Source organism: Bacillus sp. ISL-35 (assembly GCF_018613355.1).
GTDB lineage: Bacteria > Bacillota > Bacilli > Bacillales > Cytobacillaceae > Mesobacillus.
This window is the reverse complement of sequence record NZ_JAGGQK010000001.1, coordinates 590,738-617,339: the sequence shown is the minus strand read 5'-3', so window position 1 is coordinate 617,339 and position 26,602 is coordinate 590,738. Positions and strand designations below refer to the sequence as shown.

29 protein-coding genes are annotated in these 26,602 nt (G+C 41.3%); 9 read left to right on the top strand and 20 right to left on the bottom strand.

All coding sequences use genetic code 11. The annotated features are described in order from the left end of the window. Position 1 precedes the first annotated feature (1 nt). Entirely contained in the window at positions 2-1,411 is a 1,410-nt protein-coding gene (gene pdxR / locus J7E38_RS03225) for a MocR-like pyridoxine biosynthesis transcription factor PdxR (RefSeq protein WP_214708890.1), read from the bottom strand. A 136-nt stretch (positions 1,412-1,547) separates the two neighbouring features. Here pdxR and J7E38_RS03220 point away from each other — a divergent pair, with 136 nt between their 5' ends. Next, positions 1,548-2,441, top strand: a complete 894-nt coding sequence (locus J7E38_RS03220) for a DMT family transporter (protein ID WP_214708892.1) — start codon at positions 1,548-1,550, stop codon at positions 2,439-2,441. Here the strand turns inward: J7E38_RS03220 and J7E38_RS03215 are convergent. From J7E38_RS03215 to J7E38_RS03200, 4 genes are all read right to left on the bottom strand, one after another. Next, positions 2,424-3,812 (bottom strand): FAD-binding domain-containing protein, encoded by a 1,389-nt coding sequence (locus J7E38_RS03215; RefSeq protein WP_214708894.1) that lies wholly within the window; start codon positions 3,810-3,812, stop codon positions 2,424-2,426. The two genes, J7E38_RS03220 and J7E38_RS03215, sit on opposite strands and share 18 nt — an antisense overlap. Positions 3,813-3,938: 126 nt before the next feature. After that, positions 3,939-4,808, bottom strand: a complete 870-nt coding sequence (locus J7E38_RS03210; RefSeq protein WP_214708896.1) for a DUF3307 domain-containing protein — start codon at positions 4,806-4,808, stop codon at positions 3,939-3,941. A gap of 23 nt (positions 4,809-4,831) precedes the next feature. After that, positions 4,832-5,566, bottom strand: coding sequence for a hypothetical protein (locus J7E38_RS03205; protein ID WP_214708898.1), 735 nt, complete (start codon positions 5,564-5,566; stop codon positions 4,832-4,834). 191 nt (positions 5,567-5,757) lie between these two features. Further along, positions 5,758-6,195 (bottom strand): peptidylprolyl isomerase, encoded by a 438-nt coding sequence (locus J7E38_RS03200; protein WP_215038098.1) that lies wholly within the window; start codon positions 6,193-6,195, stop codon positions 5,758-5,760. Positions 6,196-6,466: 271 nt separating this feature from the next. Between J7E38_RS03200 and J7E38_RS03195 the strand changes: the two genes are divergently transcribed. Continuing rightward, on the top strand, positions 6,467-6,958 hold the full coding sequence (locus J7E38_RS03195) for a VanZ family protein (protein ID WP_214708900.1): 492 nt from the start codon (positions 6,467-6,469) through the stop codon (positions 6,956-6,958). Further along, positions 6,948-7,427, top strand: coding sequence for a GNAT family N-acetyltransferase (locus tag J7E38_RS03190; protein ID WP_215038096.1), 480 nt, complete (start codon positions 6,948-6,950; stop codon positions 7,425-7,427). The genes J7E38_RS03195 and J7E38_RS03190 overlap by 11 nt, the downstream gene beginning before the upstream one ends. Before the next feature lie 183 nt (positions 7,428-7,610). Here the strand turns inward: J7E38_RS03190 and mug are convergent, their stop codons facing one another. The 6 genes from mug to J7E38_RS03160 all read right to left on the bottom strand — a co-directional run bounded on the left by mug (position 7,611) and on the right by J7E38_RS03160 (position 13,593). Then, the gene (gene mug / locus J7E38_RS03185) at positions 7,611-8,117 is read right to left on the bottom strand and encodes a G/U mismatch-specific DNA glycosylase (RefSeq protein ID WP_214708902.1); all 507 of its coding nucleotides are present in this window, start codon (positions 8,115-8,117) and stop codon (positions 7,611-7,613) included. 43 nt (positions 8,118-8,160) lie between these two features. Beyond that, positions 8,161-8,406 (bottom strand): hypothetical protein, encoded by a 246-nt coding sequence (locus J7E38_RS03180; protein ID WP_214708904.1) that lies wholly within the window; start codon positions 8,404-8,406, stop codon positions 8,161-8,163. A 120-nt stretch (positions 8,407-8,526) separates the two neighbouring features. Next, positions 8,527-9,348, bottom strand: a complete 822-nt coding sequence (gene fdhD / locus J7E38_RS03175; protein WP_214708906.1) for a formate dehydrogenase accessory sulfurtransferase FdhD — start codon at positions 9,346-9,348, stop codon at positions 8,527-8,529. A gap of 129 nt (positions 9,349-9,477) precedes the next feature. Next, on the bottom strand, positions 9,478-10,032 hold the full coding sequence (locus J7E38_RS03170; RefSeq protein WP_214708908.1) for a helical membrane plugin domain-containing protein: 555 nt from the start codon (positions 10,030-10,032) through the stop codon (positions 9,478-9,480). Further along, positions 10,025-12,982: a formate dehydrogenase subunit alpha gene (gene fdhF / locus J7E38_RS03165; protein ID WP_214708910.1), complete on the bottom strand. Its 2,958-nt coding sequence runs from the start codon at positions 12,980-12,982 to the stop codon at positions 10,025-10,027. The genes J7E38_RS03170 and fdhF overlap by 8 nt, the downstream gene beginning before the upstream one ends. Positions 12,983-13,170: 188 nt before the next feature. Next, positions 13,171-13,593, bottom strand: coding sequence for a hypothetical protein (locus J7E38_RS03160; protein ID WP_214708912.1), 423 nt, complete (start codon positions 13,591-13,593; stop codon positions 13,171-13,173). A gap of 178 nt (positions 13,594-13,771) precedes the next feature. On the opposite strand from J7E38_RS03160, the gene J7E38_RS03155 reads away from it, so the two are divergent. Next, on the top strand, positions 13,772-13,924 hold the full coding sequence (locus J7E38_RS03155) for a hypothetical protein (protein WP_214708914.1): 153 nt from the start codon (positions 13,772-13,774) through the stop codon (positions 13,922-13,924). Between the two features lie 34 nt (positions 13,925-13,958). On the opposite strand, the gene J7E38_RS03150 is transcribed toward J7E38_RS03155, so the two are convergent. Further along, on the bottom strand, positions 13,959-14,201 hold the full coding sequence (locus tag J7E38_RS03150; RefSeq protein WP_214708916.1) for a hypothetical protein: 243 nt from the start codon (positions 14,199-14,201) through the stop codon (positions 13,959-13,961). A gap of 121 nt (positions 14,202-14,322) precedes the next feature. Continuing rightward, the gene (locus J7E38_RS03145) at positions 14,323-14,511 is read right to left on the bottom strand and encodes a hypothetical protein (RefSeq protein ID WP_214708918.1); all 189 of its coding nucleotides are present in this window, start codon (positions 14,509-14,511) and stop codon (positions 14,323-14,325) included. Positions 14,512-14,740: 229 nt separating this feature from the next. On the opposite strand from J7E38_RS03145, the gene J7E38_RS03140 reads away from it, so the two are divergent. The 3 genes from J7E38_RS03140 (at position 14,741) to J7E38_RS03130 (ending at position 17,621) form a co-directional block, all read left to right on the top strand. After that, positions 14,741-14,989 carry a hypothetical protein gene (locus tag J7E38_RS03140; RefSeq protein WP_214708920.1) on the top strand — a complete coding sequence of 83 codons (249 nt, stop codon included), beginning with the start codon at positions 14,741-14,743 and terminating at the stop codon, positions 14,987-14,989. 438 nt (positions 14,990-15,427) lie between these two features. Then, positions 15,428-15,670, top strand: coding sequence for a hypothetical protein (locus tag J7E38_RS03135; protein ID WP_214708922.1), 243 nt, complete (start codon positions 15,428-15,430; stop codon positions 15,668-15,670). 1 nt (position 15,671) lies between these two features. Continuing rightward, positions 15,672-17,621, top strand: coding sequence for an insertion element protein (locus J7E38_RS03130; RefSeq protein ID WP_214708924.1), 1,950 nt, complete (start codon positions 15,672-15,674; stop codon positions 17,619-17,621). A 190-nt stretch (positions 17,622-17,811) separates the two neighbouring features. On the opposite strand, the gene J7E38_RS03125 is transcribed toward J7E38_RS03130, so the two are convergent. The 6 genes from J7E38_RS03125 to J7E38_RS03100 form a co-directional block, all read right to left on the bottom strand. Continuing rightward, positions 17,812-20,310, bottom strand: a complete 2,499-nt coding sequence (locus J7E38_RS03125; RefSeq protein WP_214708926.1) for an ABC transporter permease — start codon at positions 20,308-20,310, stop codon at positions 17,812-17,814. Next, a complete protein-coding gene (locus J7E38_RS03120; protein WP_214708928.1) occupies positions 20,307-21,194 on the bottom strand; it encodes an ABC transporter ATP-binding protein in 888 nt (295 codons plus the stop codon). The genes J7E38_RS03125 and J7E38_RS03120 overlap by 4 nt, the downstream gene beginning before the upstream one ends. Before the next feature lie 318 nt (positions 21,195-21,512). After that, entirely contained in the window at positions 21,513-22,445 is a 933-nt protein-coding gene (locus J7E38_RS03115) for a c-type cytochrome (RefSeq protein WP_214708930.1), read from the bottom strand. Positions 22,446-22,589: 144 nt separating this feature from the next. After that, the gene (locus J7E38_RS03110; protein ID WP_214708932.1) at positions 22,590-23,018 is read right to left on the bottom strand and encodes a ferritin-like domain-containing protein; all 429 of its coding nucleotides are present in this window, start codon (positions 23,016-23,018) and stop codon (positions 22,590-22,592) included. 61 nt (positions 23,019-23,079) lie between these two features. Next, complete coding sequence (locus J7E38_RS03105) at positions 23,080-23,673, bottom strand: class I SAM-dependent methyltransferase (RefSeq protein WP_214708934.1); 594 nt, start codon at positions 23,671-23,673, stop codon at positions 23,080-23,082. A 152-nt stretch (positions 23,674-23,825) separates the two neighbouring features. After that, a complete protein-coding gene (locus J7E38_RS03100) occupies positions 23,826-24,959 on the bottom strand; it encodes a zinc-dependent alcohol dehydrogenase (protein WP_214708936.1) in 1,134 nt (377 codons plus the stop codon). A 147-nt stretch (positions 24,960-25,106) separates the two neighbouring features. Here J7E38_RS03100 and J7E38_RS03095 point away from each other — a divergent pair, with 147 nt between their 5' ends. Together J7E38_RS03095 and J7E38_RS03090 are read left to right on the top strand one after the other, a co-directional pair. Further along, positions 25,107-25,307: a hypothetical protein gene (locus J7E38_RS03095; protein WP_214708938.1), complete on the top strand. Its 201-nt coding sequence runs from the start codon at positions 25,107-25,109 to the stop codon at positions 25,305-25,307. Between the two features lie 3 nt (positions 25,308-25,310). Continuing rightward, a complete protein-coding gene (locus J7E38_RS03090; RefSeq protein WP_214708940.1) occupies positions 25,311-25,562 on the top strand; it encodes a sigma-G-dependent sporulation-specific acid-soluble spore protein CsgA in 252 nt (83 codons plus the stop codon). A 59-nt stretch (positions 25,563-25,621) separates the two neighbouring features. Here J7E38_RS03090 and J7E38_RS03085 read toward each other — a convergent pair whose 3' ends face one another. Further along, entirely contained in the window at positions 25,622-26,485 is an 864-nt protein-coding gene (locus J7E38_RS03085) for a YihY/virulence factor BrkB family protein (RefSeq protein ID WP_214708942.1), read from the bottom strand. Positions 26,486-26,602 lie beyond the last annotated feature (117 nt).

Below are 26,602 nucleotides of genomic sequence, written 5' to 3'. Positions count from 1 at the left end.
TCTAACAGTCTTGTATCAGCGATTCTAATACTGAGATTCCCTTAACAATATCTTCAACCGGAGCGTTGGCAAAAGATAGCCGGAAGTGCAGGCTTTTTTGGTTCGAATAAATCCTGCCAGGATTGATCAGCACCCCATTCGCAAGGGCTTTGCGGTATAAGTCAGCCAAAGAGATTTCCTGCTTCATTTTCACCCATATAAAGAAACCGCCTGCAGGCTGTTCCCATTCAGCATAATGGCTCAAGTGCTGATCCAGTGCTTGCAGCACAGCGTTCCTGCGTATTTTCAAATGCTTCCTGACTTCTGAGGCATGCTTCTCGTACAGTCCGCTTGAAAGCCATTCTGCCGCTGACCTTTGCGATATGGAACTTGTTCCATAGTCCGTTTGCATTTTCAGATCTGCCAGACGGTCTATGACAGCTTCCGGGCCGACAACCCATCCAATCCTCAATCCAGGATTAAGACTCTTTGACAGGCTGCCTAAGTACAAAACATTTCCATGTCTATCGTGGGATTTGATTGGCATCGGCGGAGGATTGTCGAGCCATAAATCACCATACACATCATCCTCAATTATTGGAATCTGGGCATTTTCCGCCAAACTCAACAATTCCCGCCTTCTTGTTTCCCCCATCAATGCCCCTGTTGGATTATGGAAGGTGGGATGACAATAGAGCACTGAGTTCTTGTTTTGGTGGATCTTTTCTATCTTCCCGGGAATGATGCCCTCTTGGTCAATCGGTACCCCCTGAAGCCTCATTCCTGCGGATTGGAAGGTCGATAAAGAGTTTACATAAGATGGATTCTCGAGTAACACTGTTGATCCTCTTTCCAGCAACCCAATCGAAATAAGGTGCAGTGCTTGCAAAGCACCAGATACTACAAGGATTGAGGACGCAGAAGTATGGATCCCTTTTAGACTAAGGTATTTGGCAATCTCTTCTCTCAACTGTGGATTCCCCTTTGGTTCCTCGTAGCCAAATGGTTCTAGATTTTGTCCCACTTTTGTTATCACAGCTCTCATCTCTTCAAGAGGAAACAAATCCTTCGAGAGCTCCCCCTTGCTAAGCTGTATCAAATCCTCATTGGATTCTGCCTGATTGATCGCCTGAACAGTTGGCATGCTTGCCTGATGAGTCCCCAGCCCTACCTGCTCATTCCAGTTCACTGGGGGTTCGGATCTCATAAGTGTCCAGGTGTTGTTGACAACGATTGTCCCCATCCCTGTTTTCCCTTCGATCAGGCCATCAGCGGCCAATTCATCCAGCGCAGTCACAATCGTGCTCCTGTTCACTCCGAAGTGGCTGGCGAGAGCGCGCTGGCTCGGAAGCCTGCTGCCAACCGGCCAGGTACCATTTGTTATCTGTTCCTTTATATAGTCATTAATCATCTTGTACTTTGGTGCTTTCATCGACAGGCTCCATTCAAAATTGGTTGGTTTCAATATACCCATATTGGTTGGATACATTTTATCAAGTCCCGGTTATATTTAAAAGACATAAGGTTACTAAGGATTAAATTGGATGGTTTTTGTTGAGGTGGAGAACATGAAAATTAGACTGACAATAGCACATTTGCTCGTCATCCTATTATGGGGGTCGGCATTCGCCGGTATAAGACATGGACTGGAGGGATATTCTGCTGAGCACTTATCCTTTCTTCGGCTTTTGGTGGGATCAATTGCGCTTGTCAGCTATGCGGCCATTACAAAGATGAAACTGCCGGAGGTTAGAGATTTGCCTGTCATCTTCTTGTTTGGATTCCTTGGGTTTGCTGTCTACCAAACAGCTCTGAATTTCGGGGAACAAACGGTCAGTGCAGGGGCAGCAAGCCTGCTTGTATCAACATCACCTATATTCATTGGATTGTTAGGAAGAATTTTCTTCAAGGAACGTGCCGGAAAAAGGTACTGGACTGGCGCTGCCATCAGTATGGCAGGAATTGTCCTTATTTCCATCGGCTCAGGCGGAGGGCTTGAATTAGGAATCGGCGTATTGTTGATCTTGGTTGCTTCCTTTTCAGAATCAATCTATTTCGTGTTCCAAAAAAAATATTTGAAAAAATACGGACCACTCCCATTTACTGCCTATACGATATGGAGCGCGACCATTTTCATGGGCTTCTTTGCTTCCGATCTCTCAGCTCAGATTGCTTCAGCATCCATTGGAGCGACGATTAGCGCTGTCTATCTTGGAGTTTTTCCAACAGTAATAGCCTATTTCGCCTTAGCATATATTACCGCAAAATCAGGTGCATCAGAAGCAGCCAGTTCTTTATATCTTACTCCTGCCGCCTCTTTCCTGGTAGCCTGGGTGTGGTTGGGAGAAGTGCCAACCTTATTGACCATTGCTGGCGGCATGATCACACTACTGGGAGTTTCCCTGACTTACCTGAAAGGATGGAGCAATTCGGCAGAATCCCTTTCAGATATCAAAGGATAGCTGCCCTGTTTCGTCTTCACCTTTTTTTCCTGAGGGCTTATCTTGTTTTGTTAGACGATCAAATTTTTGCCGCGCCAGCTTATTCGCTTTTAGGACATCAATTATTGGGGGCGGATAGCCCAGTTGATAAAAAGCAGGATAAAGCCATGGTTCATGAATATACTCGCCCGGGATTTTTTCCAATTCAGTGACATACCGACGAATGAATGCTCCCTCTGGGTCGATCTGCTTGCTGACTTTTATCGGATTTATGATTTTCAACCTTTTCGTGCTTAGGCCAGTTATTTGTTGGACATAAAAATCATGTAATCCAGGGTCATAATCCAAATACAATTGTGCAAGCACAGCCGAGGGTTTCTGTCCATCCAGCCATAAAGTATTGGCAATAAATGAAGTCACCATTTCCCTTAATGTGTAGTTCAACCAGCCTGTTTTAACCAGGCATCTCATTGCAGCGTCAATGACAGGAACTCCTGTCCTTCCCTCTATCCAGCGTTGGAACCACTCTTCATTCCAGTCTTTCTTGACTATTGATACGTCTTCGTTCTGCTCATATTCCAGATGATGGCAGGCGGTTCTTACCCTGGCCGTTATTTTTGATAAAAATGCTTCTAGCTGAACCCTCTCCTCATCTTTCCCGCATAATTGAAGTTTTTCGGTTGTTCTCTGAAAAATAGTCCTCACCGAAATATTCCCCCAGGAAATATAAGCGGAAAGCCTGGAAGAAGAAAACGATGATGGAAGCGGTTTATGCTGGTTACCAATATAGTTCGCAAATCTTTCCTCAAGAAAGGAATCCAGCGTCTCGAGTGCCCGGGATTCGCCTCCTTGCTGGCCAAAACGGATTCTCTTGCCTTTTACACGGAAATGATGGATTTTTTTCATATCAGTGAACAGAATCGATGGTGTTTCTTCCGGAACATGAATCCTCTCTGGCGCTTCGGCAAGCGGCACATCCAGATATAACTGAACTTGCTTTTTAAAAGCCTTGGCTGATACCTGATCTATTTCTGCTCCATAAATAAACAGTCGTTGCTGATTCTTCTCCATCCATCCTGTAACCTTTTTTAAAATCCTTGCATCCCGATGGATAAAGACATTAATAGATTCATAAGCTTCAAGCAGTTTTTCGAGAACTTCCCTCAGTTCCTCGATGGAAAAAAAGAGTTTACCGCCCCGCCCTTCAATCTGATCAGAAAGGTCTTCAAGACTTTCAACTACAAATTGAAAGTGACGAACTGAATAGGCAGCATCCTCCCATTGTGATGGCTCAATTATATAAAGAGGCAAGATTTCGCCCAACTTTGCGGCTTCCGCTATCGGTTGATGGTCAAAAATGCGCAGGTCTCTATCGAAAAGGATGATGTTCATTCCGTTCACTCCGTTTATACAGATATTCCAGCCTAAGCCGAAAACAAGTCCTGTAAACAATTATCAAAGTCTACTATTATAAGAATGCTTACTTTAAGTCGAAAAGCTAGTCACGGCATGTCCTTTTTAATTGATCATTTCTCTAAGGAGAATTCCAAACATGATACCAAGGAACATGGAGGTCAGTGTGCCAAGCAAGAAATATTCCGCCCAGTCCCTGTCATCCATTTGCTTGAAGCGGGCGATTGATTTCGCAGTCACAATGAAGGCGATTGCCGGATAAGAGCTATAATAAGTAAGAAGGATGACAAGCAGTCTTTCGATGTAGCCAATCAGTTTTCCGCGTGAAAGGTCGTGTTTGTTGAAAATCATATAGCTGTATTGCTCTGAGAGACCACTATCCCCCTTATTATTGGGGTATGAAGAACCGATCATTTCGTTTTTAAAAGTATATTTCCCTTCAAATGTCAAAAGCTGGCCAGGCAATGAGCCAAGCAGGATTCTGATGATATGGCCGCTGACTGTCGTACCCAGAATCAAAATGATCATAATAACCAGCAAGATGGAGGCAGCATTCATTTGCCGACCTTCTGTGAAAAGAAGCTCTATAAATCTCTTTAAATTTGTAACTATGGGGATTTTGTAAAAGAATTGCAGCGCAACCAACAGCATGGTGAGATGAAGAAGCTGATCCAGGACAAAGAACCAAAGTTTATGGAGATCACCGCTTGTTGTATATTGGTCAATGAGTTTGATTTTTAACAGGTCAATAATCAAATGAGTGAAAGTAATGAATAGGACTGGCCAGATTACAGCCATCATTGGATCATTTTTCTGATTAAAAAGGAACCAGCCAGCTCCCAGGACCAGAGTGTTGACCATTAAATGATGAAGTATATGCCTTTTCAAACTCCTTACTTTGTCCTCTACCATTCGATCTGTCTGGAGGTAAAAGTCAGCTATTAAATGCGCAATGATAAGACTTAATAAAAGCATGATCCCTCTCCTTTCCCCAGAACCTAGAGACTGAAAACTTCCCGTACCTGAACTTTAATGTCTTTTTTAACAAGCGTTTGTATGCCATTCTCCTGAAGGTGCTTCAAGTCTGGGAATGATTTAGCCTCAACGGAGTCCAAAACACGGACGATTTCCTGGAAACTTTGAAGAATTTGTTCGCTATGTCCCTTCTTGAAATGACTGTAAACAGTAGGAGCTGATCGGCCAAGGAGGTCTGCGACGGCATTCTGCTTGCCATAAATAAGATACAGTGAACAAACCAAACGCTGTATTTCAGTCTGCTGTTCGCTTAAAACATGCTGAAGGCTAAGCATGCCATTCATCATAACCTGAAGCTCTGGCTCGATATCATTACTTTGGAAATGAAATGATTCTCTGTCTTTTTGTTTTTTCAGGTAGTCATTGGCATCTCTAGCCTGTTTTACCAGAGGGTGAATCCATTTTTCAATATCAATTGCATCTATGCTTTTCTCTATGCTGCCAAAAGATAGTCCAAAATAGGGAGCGTTCAGACGATATTTCCAAACTCTGCTTATATAAAAGGCAATGATAAAAGCTGATGAATATCCTTCTGCCAGGACAATCAGTTCATCACCTGCCCTGTGATTTACCTGTCCTCTTCCGGACCATGACTTTACCGTTGACTCGAGCTCACTTAAATAGCGGCTCAATGTTTCTCCATTTTCAGCAGAAGAAGAGTTTGATACATCCATTATAAATACAGAAGCCGGCACCATTGCCATCCCACCCAATACGATAAATTAGACTAATTAATCTAATTTAATCAATATTAGATAAAAGAGTCAAATATATTGAATATTAGCCTGTAAATCAGTATGATCCTCTCCATCTTAACAAGAGCGTATGTTCGATTCAATAGGTAATTGAGTATAAAAAAAGAGCCCGCAGGCTCTTTTCTTATATTCCATTATTCTTCTGTTACAACTACTTTTTCCATTACATCGCCATTTCTCATCGCTTTAGCAGCTTCCAGGTTGGAAGTTACTTTTCCAAAAACAGTATGGACACCGTTTAAGTGCGGCTGTGATTCATGTACGATGAAGAACTGGCTTCCGCCTGTATCTTTACCTGCATGTGCCATTGAAAGTGAACCCGGTACGTGCTTGTGCGGATTGCCTTCTGTTTCACATTTGATTGTATATCCTGGCCCGCCAGTACCTGTTCCGTTAGGGCATCCTCCCTGACTTACAAATCCAGGAATGACACGGTGGAATGTCAATCCATTATAAAAGCCTTCGTTTGCAAGCTTTTCAAAGTTCTCAACTGTTCCAGGTGCTTCGTTTGGATATAGTTCGAATTCGATTTTTTCTCCATTTTGCATTTCTATGTATCCTTTTTTCGCCATGAAAATCATCTCCTTAATGTAAAATCACTGTTATCATACCACTATTCGTTTTAAAAATAAAAGTATCCACCCTTCAAAGTGTATTTTTCCTGTATGTATGTGTTAAAATATAACTGCCTCTGCCGGACATTCGCTTGTTGCGGGACACTTAACCACTGTACGGACGGCAGAGGCCCTGCTTTGCAGGCACATCGCTAATCTGTTAAGCCTTGCCGTGGTAAGGTTTTTTATTTTGATGACCAAAATATAGATTGAGATATTAGGAGAATACATGATTAATCAAATAGATTCCAAATACAAAAAATGGATATCAGCCACATCGTACGGCCTCTTCATCCTATACATCATCCTTGCTGCAGTTTTGTTATTCCTCAGTCCCTACAGGCAGGCAGCATATGAGCTTAACACAGCTGGATCAAATCCCTATAACATCATTCCATTCAAAACGATTACAGACTATATCAAAGCGTCATCCCATATCAATCAAAGCATATGGATTTCCAACCTTTTTGGCAATATCCTGGCATTCCTGCCATTGGGCATCTTCCTCCCATGGCTGTTTGAGCGATTCACCGGATTCTGGAGGACAACCGGAACCGTTCTTCTCGCAACTTCACTTGTCGAGAGCCTTCAGTTTCTTACCAGGGTCGGCAGCTTTGATATTGATGATATCATTCTTAACACACTGGGCGGAGTAATAGGCTATGTCCTATTAAGAATTACTTATAAGCTTTTTATGAGGGGGAATCAAGGTGGAAATTAGGGGGCTAACACCAGACGAACAGCCTCCCTGGGATCTGCTGCTTCTTGCCGATCCTTCAAGGGACATGGTATCTCAATATCTGGATGAAAGTTTGTGTTATGTTGCAAAATCGGATGCCAGTGATACGCTAGGTGTAATCGTGCTGCTTCCGATAGGAGGACACAGCATAGAAATAAAAAACCTGGCAGTCGCGGAACCTGCTCAGGGCAAAGGCATTGGAAAAAGCCTTATTGCACACGGTACTCAAATGGCCAGGAAAATGAGGTATAAAAGCATTGAAATTGGAACAGGCAATTCGAGCATCAACCAGCTGGCTCTTTACCAGAAAGCTGGCTTCAGAATTACCGGCATCATCCACGACTTTTTCTTGAGGAATTACCCTGAACCCATATACGAAAACGGGATCCAGTGCAGGGACATGATCAAATTGACGATGTGTTTGAGTAATGAAACCCAGGATAAATTGTAGCATCAGGACTATCTTGACTTACATTATGATTTTAGCACTTCTTGATGGTCACCAGTCATGTCTATTGCTGACCTCTTTTTCTTCTTTCCGCATTTTTAGGTCACCAATCATGCTCATTGGTGACCTCTTTTTCTCTTTTCCGGGTCTTTTGGGCGCCTATCTGTCTGAACAGATTTATTTTTTTTATTGATCAATCCACTCTGGCAATTGTTTATAAATCCCGATAATTTCATCCAGTTTCATTCTGACAAGGCCACTTGACGATGGGGCGACAAAATCGATTGTTCCAGCCACAACGGATTCGTCCTGCTTTCCCCATGGTATATCTTTTTTTTCGCTGTATTGCTGATAAACTCCCTTGCCAACGAAGCAAACGATTTTTGGACGGTATTCCTCGATTTTCTTTCTGAGCTCCAGCTTTCCCTCCTGGTATTCGTCTTTCGTAATTTCATCTGCTGCTTTGGTCGGTCTCGCCACAATATTCGTCATGCCGTATCCCAGTTCCAAAAGCTTGTAATCCTCAGATGATTCAAATTTTCTAGGCGTAATTCCGGCTTCATAAAGAATTTTCCAAAACCTGTTATTTGGATTGGCGTAATGATGCCCTGTTTCGGAAGAGCGTATGCTTGGATTGAAACCGACAAAGACAACATCCAGATTTCTCTTTAAATGGTCTGATAATGGCTGCATTAGCTTTCTCCTCTCTCCATATATATCTATCTACCTGTCCAACTCACCAATACCGGGGAGGCAGCTCATTATTTTTGCTGATATTCTTAAAAATCCTTAAATGGAATAGGAATTCGTCATAGTACATCGTTTCGGCATTCTCAAATGAATATGCATCTGCAAAGTGATCTAACAGTTCGGCATCAATGCTGTCTTCTAGGCCGCTGAGCCACATTTTGTAGCCATGCTGATCATAAACAGTGGAGAGCCCTGCCCATTCGAACATCTCCTGCATCTCTTTTTCACCCATTCTATCACTCCTTCCGCTCTCACCTCCATTTTCCCATACTTTTACATCCCTTATACCAAAGCTTAAATACAGGGAGTGCTTATGATAGTCAATAAGGGAAGGAATAAAGAAAAGCCAGGTTTATACCTGACTTTCTTTGACTTCGTATTTTGCCTCCGCAATACGTTCAGGGTGTGTATAAACATTCAGCGACCGATTCCTGATGAATCCAATAGTGGTTATCCCCAGTTCATCAGCAAGCTTAAGGGCCAGTTCCGTTGGCGCAGATTTGGACAGTACAATCGGGCAGCCGATTTTAGCTACCTTCAATAAAATCTCTGAGGAAATTCTGCCGCTGAAAACAATCACTTTATCGTGAATCGAGATATCATTCTTCAGGCAATGCCCATAAATTTTATCGAGGGCATTGTGGCGGCCTATGTCCATTCGTGACACGACAGGGCCGAACAAACTGCAAAGAGATGCATTATGGACTCCCCCTGTATTCTGGAAAAGTTCCGCGGATTCCTGCATTTCCTCCATAAGCCTGAAACAATCCTCGACTTGGAGCTCTGTCCTTACCTCGTGAAGTTTTTTGGCTGTCATTGCATCTGTTGCGAATACAAATCCAGACCTGCTCGCTCCACAGCATGATGTTAAATAACGTTTCCCCTGCAGATTCCTATAAATAGAGTTGGATCTAGAGGTTTTCACATGGACAAATCCTTCTTTCTCCTGAATCCATAAATCTTCTATATCGGTATATTTTTTGATGATCCCTTCTGAAGCGAGGTACCCTATGACCATTTCTTCAATAAAATCTGGCGTGCAGACCATCGTCACAAGCTCTTCTCCATTCACTTTCACGGTGACAGTGAATTCTGTAACAATGCTGTCTTCCAGTCTTTCGGCCTGGCCATTCCCGAACCGAAGGATTTCCCTTTTAACTTCGACTGGTTTCATAACAGCCATCCTCTCCACATGAGTTTGCCTTACGTCATTTACTTTTAACCTATAAAAGAAAAATCAAACCAGAAAAAGCAGGGAGCATTGATATCAAATGATATCAGAATGCCCCCTGCATTATCTTTTTTATCGGTTCTCCAGCCTGCCATCCTTGCTCTGATGAAGATCCTGATCTTCAGGAAGCTGGGTCGTCCTTTCCAGCCCTTCCGTTTTTTCACCCATGCCTTTAAGGAATTCAAAAAGCAGTGACAGCGCACGGTTGATTTCCGGATCCTTCAGAGAACGGACAATGTCGAAGTAACCAAGCTTGTCATCATTACTATCCCTGTAATCTGCCACTCTGGCAATCCCGGAATTCAATTTCAACAATAGCGGTTCAAGCTGCTGGACATTGATGGTTCCAAGAACACCTACCATCAGCAATAGGTTTTTTAATGTATTGGTAGCTTCAGCATTGTCCGCTGCTTTAACAAGGACGTTAAGGACTTTATCCCCTTCGCTGAACAATCCGTCCAGAAGCGACAGAACGCCGCGCTCATTCATATGCTTGATGATGTCCAGTGACTGTAAAATCGAGTCCTTGTTATCAAGCAATGCAGTCTCAATTTCTTCAAGGTCCATTTTTCTTTTCTGTTCCTCAGTCAGCTCGATCCGTTTAATATTTGTGATTGCTTTAGCCATGCTGGGTCCGCTCCTTTTTCACAAGATCACCTGGGAAGACATAATCTGCACGCGCCCACTTCTTTTGGACTTGGACACCGATTTGCGGCTGTGGATTACCATATCTGAAATTGTTCCTAGGTAATGGATTGACGCCTTCATATTGAAGAATTTCCATCTTTGCTTTCGTCTCCTTATAGGCAGGAGTGTCCGTGTCCTTATCTGCAAAGCTGCTTGTCAGGAGATTGATTGCCGCGTCGCCCTGGTCATTCATTGGCAGATAGACTTCCTTCCCTTGAACTCTGTCAGTTACCACGCATCTGACCTTAAGATTGCCATATGGGGATGTTAATCTGACCAGGGTTCCATCTTTCAGGCCTCTTTCTTCGGCAAGTTCAGGTGATACTTCAAGGAAGGTTTCTGGAGTCTTCGATGAAATACCTTCTGACTTATAGGTAAGATTCCCTTCATGGAAATGCTCCAGCAAACGGCCATTATTGACATGGATGTCATATTCTTCACCAAATTGAACCGGAATGGACCATTTTACCGGGTGAAGACGTGCTTTTCCATCAGGGAACGGGAATCCATCCAAATACAGGACAGGACTGTCAGTGCCATCCGGCTGGACCGGCCATTGAAGACTATTGTATCCCTCAAGACGTTCATAAGTGACGCCAGAGTAGATTGGCATTAGTCTTGCTGCCTCTGCCATAATTTCACTTGGATGCTCATAAGTCCATCCCGCGCCGAGGCGATTTGCCACTTCAATCAAAATCTGCCAATCCGGTTTGGATTCACCCACTGGCTCAAACACCTGGTACAAGCGCTGAATCCTGCGCTCCGTATTCGTGAACGTGCCTTCTTTTTCAAAGCTCGGACTTGCTGGCAGTACTACATCAGCGAACTGTGCAGTTCTTGAGAAGAACACATCCTGGACAACAAAGAAATCCAGCTTTTCATAGCCCGCCTGAACATGGTTGATGTTGGAGTCGACAAGCCCCATTTCTTCGCCCTTCACGTAAAGAGCTTTAAGCGTTCCATCATGCATTCCTTCAACCATGTCATGATTATTGATGCCTGGTTCTGCCGGAAGCTTTGTGCCCCATGCCTGTTCAAATTTTTGCCGGGCAGCATCGTCATATACCTTTTGATACCCTGGCAGTGAGTCTGGCGCGCTCCCAAAATCGCCTGCACCCTGCACGTTATTGTGCCCGCGCAGTGGGTACGCACCAGTTCCAGGACGGCCATAATTTCCAGTAATCAGCAACAAGTTTGAAATTGCCGTACTAGTGTCACTTCCGCCAAGATGCTGAGTAACTCCCATTGCCCATAATGCGCAAACACTGTTTGCATCATGGATACTTTTAGCGATTTCAATAAGCGTTTCTTTCGATAGTCCAGAAGTTTTTTCCGCATATTCCAGCGTAAATCCTTCCAGGCTGTCAACGTACTCGGAAAGACCGTTTACTTTATTATTCAGGAATTCTTCATCTGCCCAGCCCTGGTCGATGATATATTTTGTTACCGCGGAAATCCAGACCAGGTCACTTCCTGCTTTAGGCCTAACGAACATGTCCGCACGGTCTGCCATTTCATGCTCCCGAAGATCAGCCACAATCAGCTTTTGACCATTAAGTTTTTGAGCACGTTTTACCCTTGTAGCCAGTACTGGATGAGCCTCGGCAGTATTCGATCCAATAATGATGACTAAATCAGCCATCGCGATATCCTTGATGGACCCTGCATCTCCTCCGTGACCGACAGTCCTGAACAGTCCCACTGTAGCCGGGGTTTGGCAATATCTCGAGCAATTATCGACGTTATTTGTACCGATTACTGACCTTGCAAGCTTTTGCATTAAATAAGACTCTTCATTTGTACATTTGGATGAAGTAATGAAGCCCAGGGAATCGGGACCATACTCATTCTTGATTTCCGTGAATTTCTTTGCCATCAGGTTCAATGCTTCTTCCCACTCGGCCTCCCTGAAGCTGTCGCCTTCACGGATGAGCGGCTTAGTCAGGCGTTCCTCACTATTCACAAAGTCCCAGCCGAATTTACCTTTTATACAAGTAGAAATACCATTTGCAGGGGCTTCCACCTGTGGTTCAACCTTCAGGATCTCGCGTCCTTTTGTCCATACATCGAAGCTGCAGCCAACTCCACAGTAGGTGCAAACAGTCTTCGTTTTCTTGATTCTTGAGTCACGCATCTCTGATTCCATATCGGAAATGGTGAGAATGGATCCATATCCCGTTTCCACTCCCTTGGTGATCTCAATCATCGGGCGAAGTGTTTCTTTTGCTATCCCTGTCAAGAAGCCTGCTTCGCCTTCCATTCCTTTTTCCATCATGGCATTACAAGGGCAAACCGTTGAACAATGGCCACAAGACACGCAGGATGATTCATTGATCGGCACATCGTTGTCCCAAATGACTCTAGGACGATCACGATCCCAATCAATCCTCAAGGTTTCGGTTACCTGGACGTCCTGACAGGCTTCGACGCATCTGCCGCATAAAATGCACTGATCAGGATCATAACGATAGAAAGGGTTAGATTCATCCCTTTCATACGGCTTCTGGTCAAATGGGATGCTCTGGTGATTGATTTTCATTTCCTTGACTGTGTTATGTACCTCACAAGTCCCATTATTGTAGTCACAGACGGTACAGTAGAGTTCATGGTTATAAAGGATTTTATCCATCGCCATTGTTTGTGCCTTCTTGACATCAGGCGCAACTGTGTCAATGACATCCCCATTTTTCAGGGCGGTTGAACAGGATCTGACCATTTCCCCATTCACTTCTACAATACAGGTATCACATGTCTCGATAGGTCCAAGGCTTGGATGAAAACATACATTTGGGACCTCAATCGAGCTGTCTGAAAGGTATTGAAGGATTGTTTGATTTCCGTCAGCCGTCACTTCGGCACCGTTGATTGTTACATTAATTTTGCCAGACAAAGCCTCATCTTCCTTTCTGTATATAAATCACTCCCTTTTCTCCTACCCTTTCAGGAATAAACATTAACCATTTTTATCGGTGTTTTTTTTAAAACGCCAGCTTTGCTATAGTCGTTGCCTCTTCCACACAAAAAGCCTTTTCGTTAAGAAAAGGCTTCGTTCTTATAAATCTCTTTGCCCGTGATGGCCTATAAAAATCTGCATGAATCTTGTTCTGCTTCTTCAGAGGCAAGGAGATAAACTGTGCTTCCCCCGGCTGTGTTTTCCTTTGTAAATCCGTAACGTTCTAATGCTTCACAGTCATTTCCTGTTAGGATAGCTGACGAATAGAGCAATGCCTGCAAATGGAATAATGTTAACTCTACTGCCTCATTAAGTGAGTGCTCAAGGGGGAGATTTTCCACTATAGATAGCCTTCCGCGGATACCGAATTCTTCCTTAGCAAACTCGATTGTCTCTGTGACCCTCTCCGATAAAGATGAAGCACTGCTAGGGATATCATTCCAATTTTCGTCAAAAACGTAAGCCTGCCATGATGATTCTTTCGCTTTGGAAAAAAACTCAATTTTAAGATATTGATCCTGATCATCAAAATAATAAATGGCTTCCATTGGGTCTAACTCCTTTGCTATTTTTTGATGTAGTCTTCCTCAACGGGCCAAGCTTGATGAAATGTTTTGCATAAATATTGCTATGAGGAAAATACTTTGAAAATGGAATGTGTTTGCATGATTTTTTCTGCAAAGGGAAAGTAAAAAAGAAAAGCATGAAGTAAGGAGGATAAAACTCATGAAAAAAGAGCCAATAATCCCGAATAATTCTGAAGCTGAACATGAAGATCAGCACAGCATGGTGTGCAATGATCAGCTATTTTTCCAGGAATTAAGGATTGCCGCTGAAGAGGCAGAACGTGACCGTATTGAAAATGGTGAAAATGCATAAAAAAGAGAAAGGCATCTTGCCTTTCTCTTTTTTATCAACTGATGAATCTGTCTCTTTCTGCAGCTTCTTCTTCACGCTGAGCTTCACGGTCTTCATACCAGAATTTAATGTGGGTCAAAATCGAGAAAACAAGGAAAAAATTCATTGTCCAGACACTGACAAACGGGGCAATTCCCCCAAAATCAATCGCTTCATATTGTTTAAGAACCATGACAATATATGACTCAATGAACACAAGGACAAAGCCGGCCACACCTGCAATTGCCATACGCATCATTATCAATAACCACCTTATCGTTTATTCAGATTATTTAAATAATACGACTAATTATTGTTTAGCGCAACTGTTTTGTTCATTATTTTGCCACATTTACTCATTGACAATTTGTCATACTGTTTTATCTATTTAGCCTCTTTTGCTTGAGCATAATTTCATATGATTTTTCGATAATATCTGTCAAAACATCACCTTTGTAGATCCTGCCAATTTTCGTATTTTCTTGATAGTATTCTACAATTTCATCTAGCTTGTCCGAGGTATCCCTGGATACCCTGACATTTAACTGAATCCTCTGGGCTTCATTCATAGAACTAACTTCCCTCCAAATCCTTCAAAAACTTCTATCTATCTCCTAGCAATTTGATATTATGTAGATATATGTCGCTAACTATACTGCAACGCCCTCTATTTTAGCATAATCCTTCGGTATAAAAAACTATGTTGTTCCAGGAATCAGTTTCCGTCCCATCCGCCAGGGTATCTTATAAATATATGCATTAAAACATTAATGCGAGAATAAAAGATGGAGATATTCTATGAAACTGACAAAATGGTCATACACCAAAAGATATAATATCAAAGCTCAATTTGACATGTTCCCTAACTCCGTTGTTGTATTCCGCCAAATCAAAGATTATTATTTCGTTTATACTGTAAATTGGGACTTGAGCGATCCTGTTGTCTCAAAAAGCGCATTAGAGGAAATGGAATTGCTTCTCAACAGTGAACTGGGGACTCTAGACGGATACCGCCATAGAATGGGTTTCAAGCATGGTCCAGGATGATTTTTGTTTTGCAAATTACAAATGAATCTATAAATTTATTAATCCATTTTGGACTTGGATGCCCCTGGGCCTGCTAGTCCTGCGCGTAATTACCTCCTTTCGGCTCGGTTATCATTTTTATTGTGGTTCTCTATGAACAAACCCAGCACCTAATGAGAGTAAGCCGTTCGGTTGAGAGGGAGAAAACAGCAAATAACATATATTTTAGAGGTGTAATTAGCATGCTAATTAGCACCTCTTTTTTTCGTTGATATTACAGAGGTTAATGGGCAAATCTTTACTTTTAACATTAAAATCAGCATGCTAATTAACACTACAATTAGTAAGTATACAATAATTTTTGTACTTCTGTTAATTGGTATGTTAATTGGGGTGTTAAAAATTCAGAGTTATGGTTATACTGGTTCAAAACAAGGATATGAAGGAGCATTTATAGTAATGAAATTTATTGAACCTAGAAATATCAATGCAGATAAGGTGGATTGGCTTATTTCAGAACGCGCAAGAGCCGTTGTCTCTTACTATGCTGAATACACCGAGTACACAGAAAGTGATGTTGTAGATAAACTACTCATTCATCTTCTGGAAGATGAAAACTTCATTGAATGGATTAAAAATAAACGAAACAACAAACGTGTTATCAAACAACTAAAAATCGAGCAGTTAATGGAGGAAGACTAAGTTGGCTAACCTCAAGACATTCATTCCAAAAGCGGATGTTGTATTAGAAGTCACTTCCCCTGTATTGCAGAAGGAATTAGATAAAAGAAGCAAAGATTATGATGTCTTAACTCCTAGACAATTTGGGACAAAATATAGAGATTTATTATTTATGCCGATTGAGTTTAATCATTTACATAATAGTCACTCACTTCAACTAAACGTTTGTGTGAATCCATACTGCAAGTGGCAAGGGCTCCAACAAGAAAAATTTAAGGACGCGAAAGGGAATCCTAGTAGATATAAATTAAATTCGTCGGGCGATGCAAGGAAAATGATTGAATGTAATCCTGACCCTATACATCCAAATGTAGGTGTTACCTTTGGTTGCAAGACAGTCGCGTTATCCAACTGGTCTATTACTGAAGAAATCGAGAGATTGATCCGTATTAACAACATTAAAGACGAAGAACCTAATTATGACTTCCATAAAGAAGGGTGTCTTCAAGGAGAAAGCGATCCTTTTGAAATGCCTTCCTATTTCTACAAACAAGGAAAAAGTAGTACCGGAAGTCAACAGTGGCAATGCAAAACATGCAAGAAAAAGACTTCTCTAAGACCAAATAGCAAGCAATCGGTTATATATAAACAAAAACGCAGTGAAATTAACCTTATGTTTACAAAATTATTGATAAACAAAAACCCAATTAATAGAACTTGTGAGATTTTAGAAATCTCCAAGGGAACATACTATGAGAAGTTAGAATTCGTTTACCGAAAGTGTCTAGAATTCTTGGAAAGACATGAAACCAAACCGTTGCTGAATAAGCAATTTAAAGAAATGTGGGTCAACACAGATAAAATGACCTATTACCTTAACAATGTTCGCAAGAAAGGAATGAGTAAAAGTAAATACAGAGATCTTGAAGATTCTGTTTTCCCTACTCATGTGGTTGTTAGTGCGGATGTCTTCTCGAGATATGTATTTAGAAGCGATGTGTCTTATGATTGGGATATTAAACTCGAAGAAATTAATAAGGATACAATTCAATATAAATGTGATCACTTAGCGATATATGCGAGAAAAAATGCAAGGTTTTCTAAACACTCTTATTATCCGCAACCACCATCAGATAATGATACTCAGACTAAAACTGAATATAAAACTGAACTTTCTAAAATAGAGAACAGGGCGAAATATACAGATGGATTACACGTTAATTCGACCTATACAACGGTTGCACACCATTGGCTAATAAAGGAACTTGTTAATGCATCTGAGTGGCGTTTTGTAACGGATGAAGATAGTTCACTTATAACAGCTATATTTCGAGTGTTTGCAAAAGAAATCCGATTAAGTGATGCACACCATTTCCTTTGCCACACCGACAAGACTAAATCAAGGCCACAATGTCAAAGGGAGCATTTTGAGGCAGTAAGTGAACTTTTGGAGTGGGGAGAGTTTAATGGATATAAAACAAATTCACCAAAAGAGTTAGCTCTCCTTAAACTAGAGCAACTTCTTAGGACTCACTATTTTCATAAGGAAGTTAAAACTTCTGCAGGTTCTCATTTGGAGTACGCTGATAACCCTATAGAGCATCCATTAGCTACTATTGATCGAGGATATCGTTCGGTTGATTGCACCACCAACATATCATCGCTAGAAGCAAGAGATGTCGCAAACCTGGTACTAAATGTGAATGACAATGCAGCCAATGCTTTTATTCAGCTTATTAGGAGAAGACTATCGATACTGGAAAGGCCATTATCGACAGCTCGAGGAGATGTAAAGAGCTATATTTATGCTAACTTCAATCCTAAATATGCACAGATGGCAATAACAATTTTGAGGACATATTATAACTTCTGTTTGCCTTTCGAATCAGGTAAGACCAAAAAGACACCAGCACAGCGTTTGGGTATTGCAGATAAGGTATTTGAACTTAAGGATATCTTATATATACGGTGATGAATTATATCAAAAATATGAAAGGAGCTTGAATGAACAAGCTCCTTTTCATGTGATATTTTCTATCTTCATAAAGACAGACATAAAGTACTAATTCAGAAAGGATTGCAAAAACAGAGAAACAAAAAGTAATACAAAAATATCTTAAAATATTTTCTTTCTCTTTAACAATCGAATACTCTTGGTATAGTTAAATCCTACGTTTTAATAAAAGTGTTGCAATGATGACTAGAAATAAAATCGATACAACTAAAACAAAAAGGCCAGTATAAACATTCAATGCAGGGTTGTCGAGCAAAGTGGAAGCTTCTCCATTGACAATCCTATTTATGTCCAAGTACGTGAAAGGTGATAGATGTGCAGCAGCGACAAGGTAATGTTTACTACCCATAAATCCCCCGATCACGATGAATACTGTAGACACAAAAACAACGAATTGACTTTTTATAAAGATAGATAAGAATTGGCTTAGTATAAGAATAAAGAGCAATACCACCAAGAATAAAGATATAATTTGCATGAGGTACAATCCTAAGGGAATGAATTGAAATCCATAATAAATGGATTTCATGCCTTTATAGTCGGCTGTACTAGACTCACTCAATCCATCATAATGAAGGATAGGGTAATTCCAATCACCAAACCGGTCAAACACTGTCCCAATTAGGATGACAGTTCCGAATAAAATTAAGCATGTGATAATTGATACAATAGCTGAATGAAGAATTTTTCCATAAAAAATCGATTGTTCTGAAACTGGCTGTGTCCGCAAAAAGGAGATTGTCGGGCGTTTCCCCCTCTCATAAGCCAGCCCTCCACCCACTAAAAACAACAGGAAAACTAGCGGAAGGAAATGGGCGTTTTGCTGGAAGAATAAATAAAGAGAAAATAGCCCATTATCATCTATTCTTTCATTGTTTACTATCCATTCCCTTGACAGTTTTTTCGTATTAGTATGGATATTTAAGAGAAGTTCCCCGGATGAAAGAGGACGTATCTTATGCTTTAAAAGCCACTGCTTTTCTGCGATGCTGGCATCCATTGTAAATTGTCCAATATCATCAACGACACTGTAAGATGAATCAAATTCCCCGTTTATTAAACGATTATAAAACAATTGATATTCAATTAAATGAATATAATTCCCTTTCTTATAGTCAGCTATTGCCAGACTGATAAGGTCCGCTAATTCTCTATGAGCGTTTAAGGCAATTTCTTGTTCGTTTAGTTGCTCCATTAAATAAGAGGTTTCCTCTTCCTTCTCCAAGGCTGTCTGCAGGTCATTCTTTATATCATTTATGAATTGTTCTTGGAACGGAATAGCAACTTCAATAAAGTCGATTCTGGCCCTCTCCAAATTAGCTAAGAATTCCTGCTCCTTTTCTTTTGCTTCTTGAGTAATAAAAGCATAGCCGCAAGCGATAAAAATAATCGAAATCGCTAAAACAAACCGATAATTCCCTTTCCTTATCAATTTCCTCCATTCAAAAACGACGATCATCCATAAAGAGTTCCTTCTAGCACTTGTCGCACCCTTTCGAAAGGGCTTCTTGGTTATCCTGGAATCTAAAAGGCTATATTCTCGTTCAGGCAGATAGACGGAAAGGAAAATCAAAAACAAACTCCAAACAAATGCGCTAATGACATATAGACCGTCTTTAGAATCAGGCACCGCAGTCAATAACGGTTCTAAATGAAGTAAGTAAAAGGGATTGAGCGGATTCTTTAAAATTCCTGCCATGCTCGTCAACAAATATCCAGCAAATAAAATTGAAAACGTAATGACCAAGGCATTAAAGGTGTTTTGCATTCGGGTGCCAATGAATAAGGCCAAACTGAATGAAAATATCAACGCACCTATGAATAAAGCAATACTTTTTAATATATATATGACGGTTGAAACAATTTCGACTTCTGCTCCATTAAAGACAACTTGCGGATATTCCAATCGCAACGGCTGTTCTCCAAATGCCATTGGAATCAACAAACCAAGACAGATGACGAATAAAATATACACCAGTGACACCAGCAAGATACTTACATACTTCGAAGTTAGCAGATCCCTCTGTGTAATCGGTTGTGTTCTTAACATTAAGATTGTCTTTTGGTCCTTCTCCTGTGTCAACGTGGTCCCAAAGAAAAATAGCAGGATCACAAGCCCGGCAAGTCCGATAAACAGGCTGCTTAACTGCTTTAATATCAGGTGGGCAGAAGTCGGATGTTCTTCATTTTCATATGGAAGGTTGTTGTCGCGCATATAGTCATTTTTCTTCACAGCTATTACTTTTTCCATGCCTTGCAAAGGAGGAAATACTCCTCCAGCCGTTTCAAATCGGCCCAAACTGTCAAGGAATTCTCCTTGCAGTTTAGGAATCTCGTCCCACTTTTTGCGCTCAACAGCGATTTGCCAATTATACAAGGCGTACCTTGCTTCCACGATATATTCATGCTGCAGTAATCCAGGTTCATCAAGGAGATCTTCTTTCCGTTTTCCTTCTAGGTCTGTCTGGATCTGTTCAGCCGCATTTTCGTATTCTACAATTTCTTCCTTTAACTTGATAACCCATTCATTCTGCTGGGAAGCATTGAAATGAAAAAGGTATGCCGCGCTGATAAGAATGATCAGGAAAAGCCACCATATCTTTTTTTGTCTCCAAATTTTCTTCAGTTCAAAGGTTAAAAGATTCATAAGATCTCTTCCTTTTTTCCAAAAATCATCTGATACCGTTCCTCGGAACCAATGACTTTTTTCTCGATGTTCAATACTTTCACCTCATGGGTACTTAACTGTTTGAACAACTGACTTAAAGAAGCATCTCCCAAACTTACAATCAGTTGATTTTCTTTTTCGTGTTCAGCTTCTATACCTGCGGCACTCAATACCCCGATCACTTTTTCTGGTTCCTGGACTGTAAGCTCATAGGCAACTTTTTCATGGAGAGATAAATCTTCTTCAATGAGCTGTCCATTTTTTAAAAATAGAATATGGGATGTCACTCTATCAATCTCGGACAGATTATGGGAGGAAAGTATAATGGCTGTACCTTCCCTATTCAACTCCAGTAACAACTTCCTTACCCGGATGGCACTTGTTGGATCAAGGCCGTTTAGAGGCTCGTCCAGAATCAGAAGCTTTGGCTCGTTGACAATTGCCATGGTAAGCAATAGATGCTGCTTCATCCCTAAAGAATACTTGCCAACTTTTTTATGCAAATAGCTTTCCATTCCAACCCGTTCAGCTGCAGATAGGATTTGTCCTTTCGAAATGCCCTGGACATCCCCGATAAATTGAAGATGGTCATAGCCTGTCAAATAATCATAGAGGACAGAGTTATCCTGCATAAAAGAAACATAGCGGAAAATTTCCGGATCTTTATTGGTACGATTTAAAATTTTCACCTTGCCATGGTCCGGGCTGATCAAGTTGGTGACGATTCCAAGTAGGGTAGATTTTCCCGATCCATTCGGTCCAACCAAAGCAACGATTTCAGGCTGATGAATCCGGATGCTCACTCCATGTAACACTTTTTCTTTTCCATATGATTTTTGTATTCCTTCAACAGATAAAATCATGTTTATCCCCCGTAAGTAATTTTCTTCTCTCTTTCAAATATTGCAACTGTTTCCAGGTGTACTTGTATCTAAACCAAATACTTCTTTTTCACCATTCCTGCATCTATAGTTGAATAACGTCCTAGAACTTCTTTGTACTCTCCCTTTATTATAACACCATTAAGTTAAATATTCCCAATATTCACAAAGAAAAGCAGGCCTTAGAATTAGGCCTGCTAATTAATATGTTAAATACTACGCGATTAGTGTTGTTAATTACTATTTTCTCCCTCTCAACCGAACGGGTTATAATGAGAGGTGCTGGGTTTCATCATGTCTTTATTTTTTTACAGTAACCATTGCTTCCCAATCGATAGTACCATTCTTAATCTGCTCGCGTTTTTCTTTATTCATGATATCTGCTGGTCTGCCGCCTTTTGGCCAGTCCCCTTCATGCCCTTTGAACTCTGGTCTGTCGTGCGATAGAATATACGCCGCTACATCGATTGCCTGCTGATCAGTCACTGTACCTCCCTGTCCCTTAGGCATATTCTTCTGCACATATCCTGCCATTTTAGTCAGTCGTGACATTCCCGCTCCATCATTGAAGGAATTTTCGCCCCAGACTGCAGGCCCACTATTAGTACCAGTTCCTCCTCCATCTGCTGCATGACAGGCAGCACATGATTGTGCATAAACCTTTTCGCCATCCTCTATGCTTGGAATTGGAAATTGTTTAGTCTCTTTTTCAGCTCTCCAGGGAATATCCGCCCCAGATGGTACTCCTTCAGACATATAGTGCAAGTAAGCGATCATCGCTCTCATTTCTTTACTGTCCTCGGGAATCATCTTTCCATTCATACTGCGGATCATACAACCATTAATTCGATCTTCAAGTGTATACACTTCTCCTTCACGAGGCCTGTATTCTGGGTAGACTGCAGTGAGTCCAATCATAGGAGCCTCATCCTTGACTGTGCCTCCGTTGGCATGGCAGCTTGCGCAGGATAAATTATTGCCTACATACTCATCAGCGATTGTGTTTGTTTCCATCATTAAGTCATATCCATATTTTATGCTTTCACCCAGCGGCCCATCCGGCACATCCTCCATGCTTGGCGGATTGAACTCAATTGTATTGCTGGCTGTCCCTCCTGACTGCTGAGTCGCTGTTGCTGTTTCAGCAGGTCCGAGATCCTGACTGATTTTCCAGCCGACAAATAAGGATCCAACGATTAAAAAACCAATAATGATTGCGAGACTGTTCTTCATAATTATTCCTCCCTATGTAAAATTTCCAATTCTGCAATTTATTTTCCCTATACCCATTCTAGTATAAAACACATCGCTATTTTTCTATTAAATATGTAAAAATAGTGAAAACTATATAAAAAAAAGAACTGGAATTTTCCAGCTCTACTTCTCTTTCCCATAAAAATAAAGGAACCATACCGCGTGGTTTTGCTCATCATATGCAGCACGCCTGAAAACTTCTTTTATGACCGGGTCCGCGGCTTCATCAGCAATTTCATGATAAAAATCAGTCGTCACTTGTTCATCATTAAAGGACGCTTCAAGTCCCTCGATGTAAGTCTTCGCGCACTCTTCCGTCATTTGAAGCTGAGGCTGCTTTCCCGTAAGTGCGGAATAAATTTGAGATAACTGTTGCAAGTGCTTTTTTTCATCTTTCAGTATTTCGTTGATTCGCTGTTTCTGGACTTCATTCGGCGCCATTGCTGCCAGCTGAGCGTAACACTTCGTAGCAGTGTATTCCCCATTGATGGCTTTGGTTATGTCACTGATTAATTTTTGATTTTGCCTGTAATGGTCATAATAAGGATACATGCCAATCCTCCCCAAATTATTTATAACAGTGTATGGAGAGGATCTAACGGGTGTGCCTGTATCAAGCTTTTCCCTCGTATTCTACGAAGATACCCTTGAAGTATTTCTTTTCCCTTGTCATCTCTATTCCGGATTCTTTCATGTACCGGCCTGTATCCCGATTCAAATGACAGCCGTCACAAAGTCTTTTCCAAGCCGGAGTGAGGAAATCCTGGATGGCGGCAAGAGACTTGGATTCTGTCCTCACATGCTCAAATAGGACAATCCTGCCTCCCTTTTTGCATACTCTTTTCATTTCTTTGAATACCTGGCGGGGATTCTCTACTGAACATAAAACCAGAGTGGCGACCACTGTATCGAACTCTCCATCCCTGAATGGAAGCGACTCGGCCATCCCTTTATGAAACTCAACCTGCAAACCACTCTCTTCAGCTCGTTCTCGTGCCTGATCAAGCATATACGGATTTGGTTCGATTGAAACAAGCCTGTCCACTTTTCCCTTTGAATAATAGGGATAATTGGCACCCGTACCTGCGCCAATCTCAAGTATGTTTCCCTCTAGACCAGAAACGATATTTTTCCTTACACGGGCAATCCATCTTTTCTCAAGCGGGCCCATGAGAGTGTCATAAACAGAAGCAAATAATTTTGCCACGATAAAAAACTCCTCGCTGTTTTGTTTCCCTCATTATATAAAAAAATGGCCCCTGATAGCCAATGCTGGACCAGGTATATTCTTTTAGGATTCAAACTCAAATACACAAATGAAGAAAGACAGCCATTAACAGGCTGCCTTTAAAAGATTCATCATGGTTTTAAAACAACTTTTATGCAATCATCTTTTCGGTCATTAAATATATCATACCCTTTCGCTGCATCTTCGAGCGGGATTTTATGGGTAATGATATCAGTTGGGTCAAATTCTCCATTCACAACCATATCAAAAAGCTTCGGCATATAATGGATGACAGGAGCCTGTCCCATTTTCATCGTAATATTACGTTCGAAAAATCGGCCAAGCGGGAACATATTATATCTTAATCCATATACACCGGTAAGCTGGACTGTACCAAATTTACGTACGGCTGTATGGGCAATTTCCAGCGCAGAAAGCGTTCCGCCCTGCAGCTTCAATTTTTGTTCAACTTTTTCCACAACTGATTTTTTCCCATCCATCCCTACGCAATCGATGACGACATCCGCCCCGCCATTCGTAAGATCCTGTAGGAATTTCCCAGGATCATCCTCCTGTGTGAAGTCAAAAATTTCTACATTGTTTGTTTTCCTGGCATGCATAAGCCTGTAATCAAGATGGTCAACTGCAATAACTCGTTTTGCCCCTTTCATCCAGGCAAATTTCTGAGTCATTAGTCCAACAGGTCCGCTTCCCAGGACAATGACAGTATCCCCATTTTTCACACCTGCATGCTCGACACTCCACCAGGCTGTTGGTATAACATCCGATAAAAACAATAAAGATTCATCTTCAAGTTCACAAGATTCAGGTACGACAAAAGAAGTAAAATCAGCATATGGTACCTTCAGATATTCTGCCTGTCCGCCAGGATGATTGCCGTATTGTTCGGTGTAACCAAAATAGGCGCCAGTATCCTTGTATTCGTTCGTATTATCACATTGACTTTCCATTTGGTTTTGACAATAAAAACACTCACCGCATGAAACGTTGAAAGGAATGACGACCCTGTCTCCCTTTTTCAGGTTCTGGACACCTGGTCCTACTTCTTCAACGATCCCCATTGGTTCATGGCCTATGATATAGCCTGGCCGCAGCGGCATATTGCCCTGATAAAGGTGAAGGTCTGATCCGCAAATCGCCGTTGAAGTGATCTTCACGATCATGTCTTTTTCATGTTCGATTTTCGGCGCCTCTACATTTTTAACTTGGACATCTTTAGAACCCTGGTACGTAACTGCTTTCAAAATTCGCCACCCCATTCCTATTTAATACATTTAAAGAGTTCCCTTTCGTTATTCGTAAAAAACATGTTTGGAAGTTTTTCCAGTAATTAGCTCAATACATAATTGCTCTGGCAATAATGCAACTTATAGGATGGAGGTGTTTATGAAATGGAACCGAAACAGCCTGGCAGTAATAGTCTTCCTGACTTCAAAGAGATGACAGACAGGGTGCTTGCAAATCCGGGAACAGGCCCGCAACTGGTCATAAAGACAAACTTGGACCCTCATGAAGTCACTGAGGAAAACCCTTATGTCCAATCAGGTCAACCAACTGATCCCGAAGAATTCAAAAATTATTTCAAGGAGTAGATGATGGAAAAAACACAGGCCTATCTTCGTGAAATTGTCTCCAATTATACAGAGACATATCCACTCAGCAAGAAAATCTATCAAAGGTTAGAAAACGGAAGGTACCCTTCTGAAGGTGATTTTGTCAAAGACCTGACAGCGGAAGAAATAGAATTTTTAAATAAGATCTTACCGGAAGCGATCGAGTATGCGAATAATGAACAGGATGAAAAACGCGCCCAGCAGCTGAATGAAGTATATGAGCTGCTTTATTGAAAATACCAGGGCTTCCTCCCATTTAAAACGAAAAACAGCAGGAATGAATCCTGCTGTTTTTAACCGTTGGCTGAAGCTGTCTCTTCCTCTTCAATTAGTTCTTCGCCCGTCTTGTCACGATGGTAAATCGCATTGATTTCACCGCCAAGCACAAGCGCCAATCCCGTCAGGAACAACCATAGCATTAACACAATCACGCCGCCAAGACTTCCGTATGTGGCTGAGTAGTTGCCGAAATTGCTGACATAAAATGAGAACCCCAGGGAGATCAATTGCCAGACAATAGTGGCAAAAATGGCTCCTGGCAGTACATGTTTAAATGGATAATGCTTGTTTGGAGCGATTCGGTACAAGCCAGTCAATACTGCCACCATAACGACAATCCCGATGACCCATCTGATCACATTGAAGATAATATCATATGGTTCAGGAATTGGGATGATTGTTTGAACCATATCCAGAATGACATTCCCGAATACCGGAAGCAATAAGGCAACTACAAAAGCCAGTATCAAACCAATCGTGAGAAGAATCGAAACAAGCCTTGCTTTGATGAAGGATCTCGTTTCCTTAACATCATAAGCAATATTCATTGCTTTCATAAAGGCGTTCATTCCGTTGGAAGCTGACCAGATCGTCCCGATGATCCCGAAAGTCAAAAGTCCGCCATTACGCTCACTTACAAGTTTTACTACATTATCTCTTAATAATTGCGCAGACTCTTCCGGCAATAATTGATTGATAACATTGATTGCCTTCTGTGGATCGATATTTAAGTAAGGAACGATGGCAATCAACAAAATCAGCATTGGAAACAATGCCAGCATATAATAATATGCCTGCTGGGCAGCAAGGCCAGTTGCCCGGTCTTTTTTCAGCTCTCCCAACAAACTTTTCCCATAGTGCTTAAATTTCTCTTTCACTAAACGCACACCTCATTTCTCCATTGCAATATGCTTGTCTTTTCCCCGACTTAAGGAGTTTTAATCATGATTAATATAACGGCAAAATAAAAAAAGACCATCTGGTCTTTTTTTAAT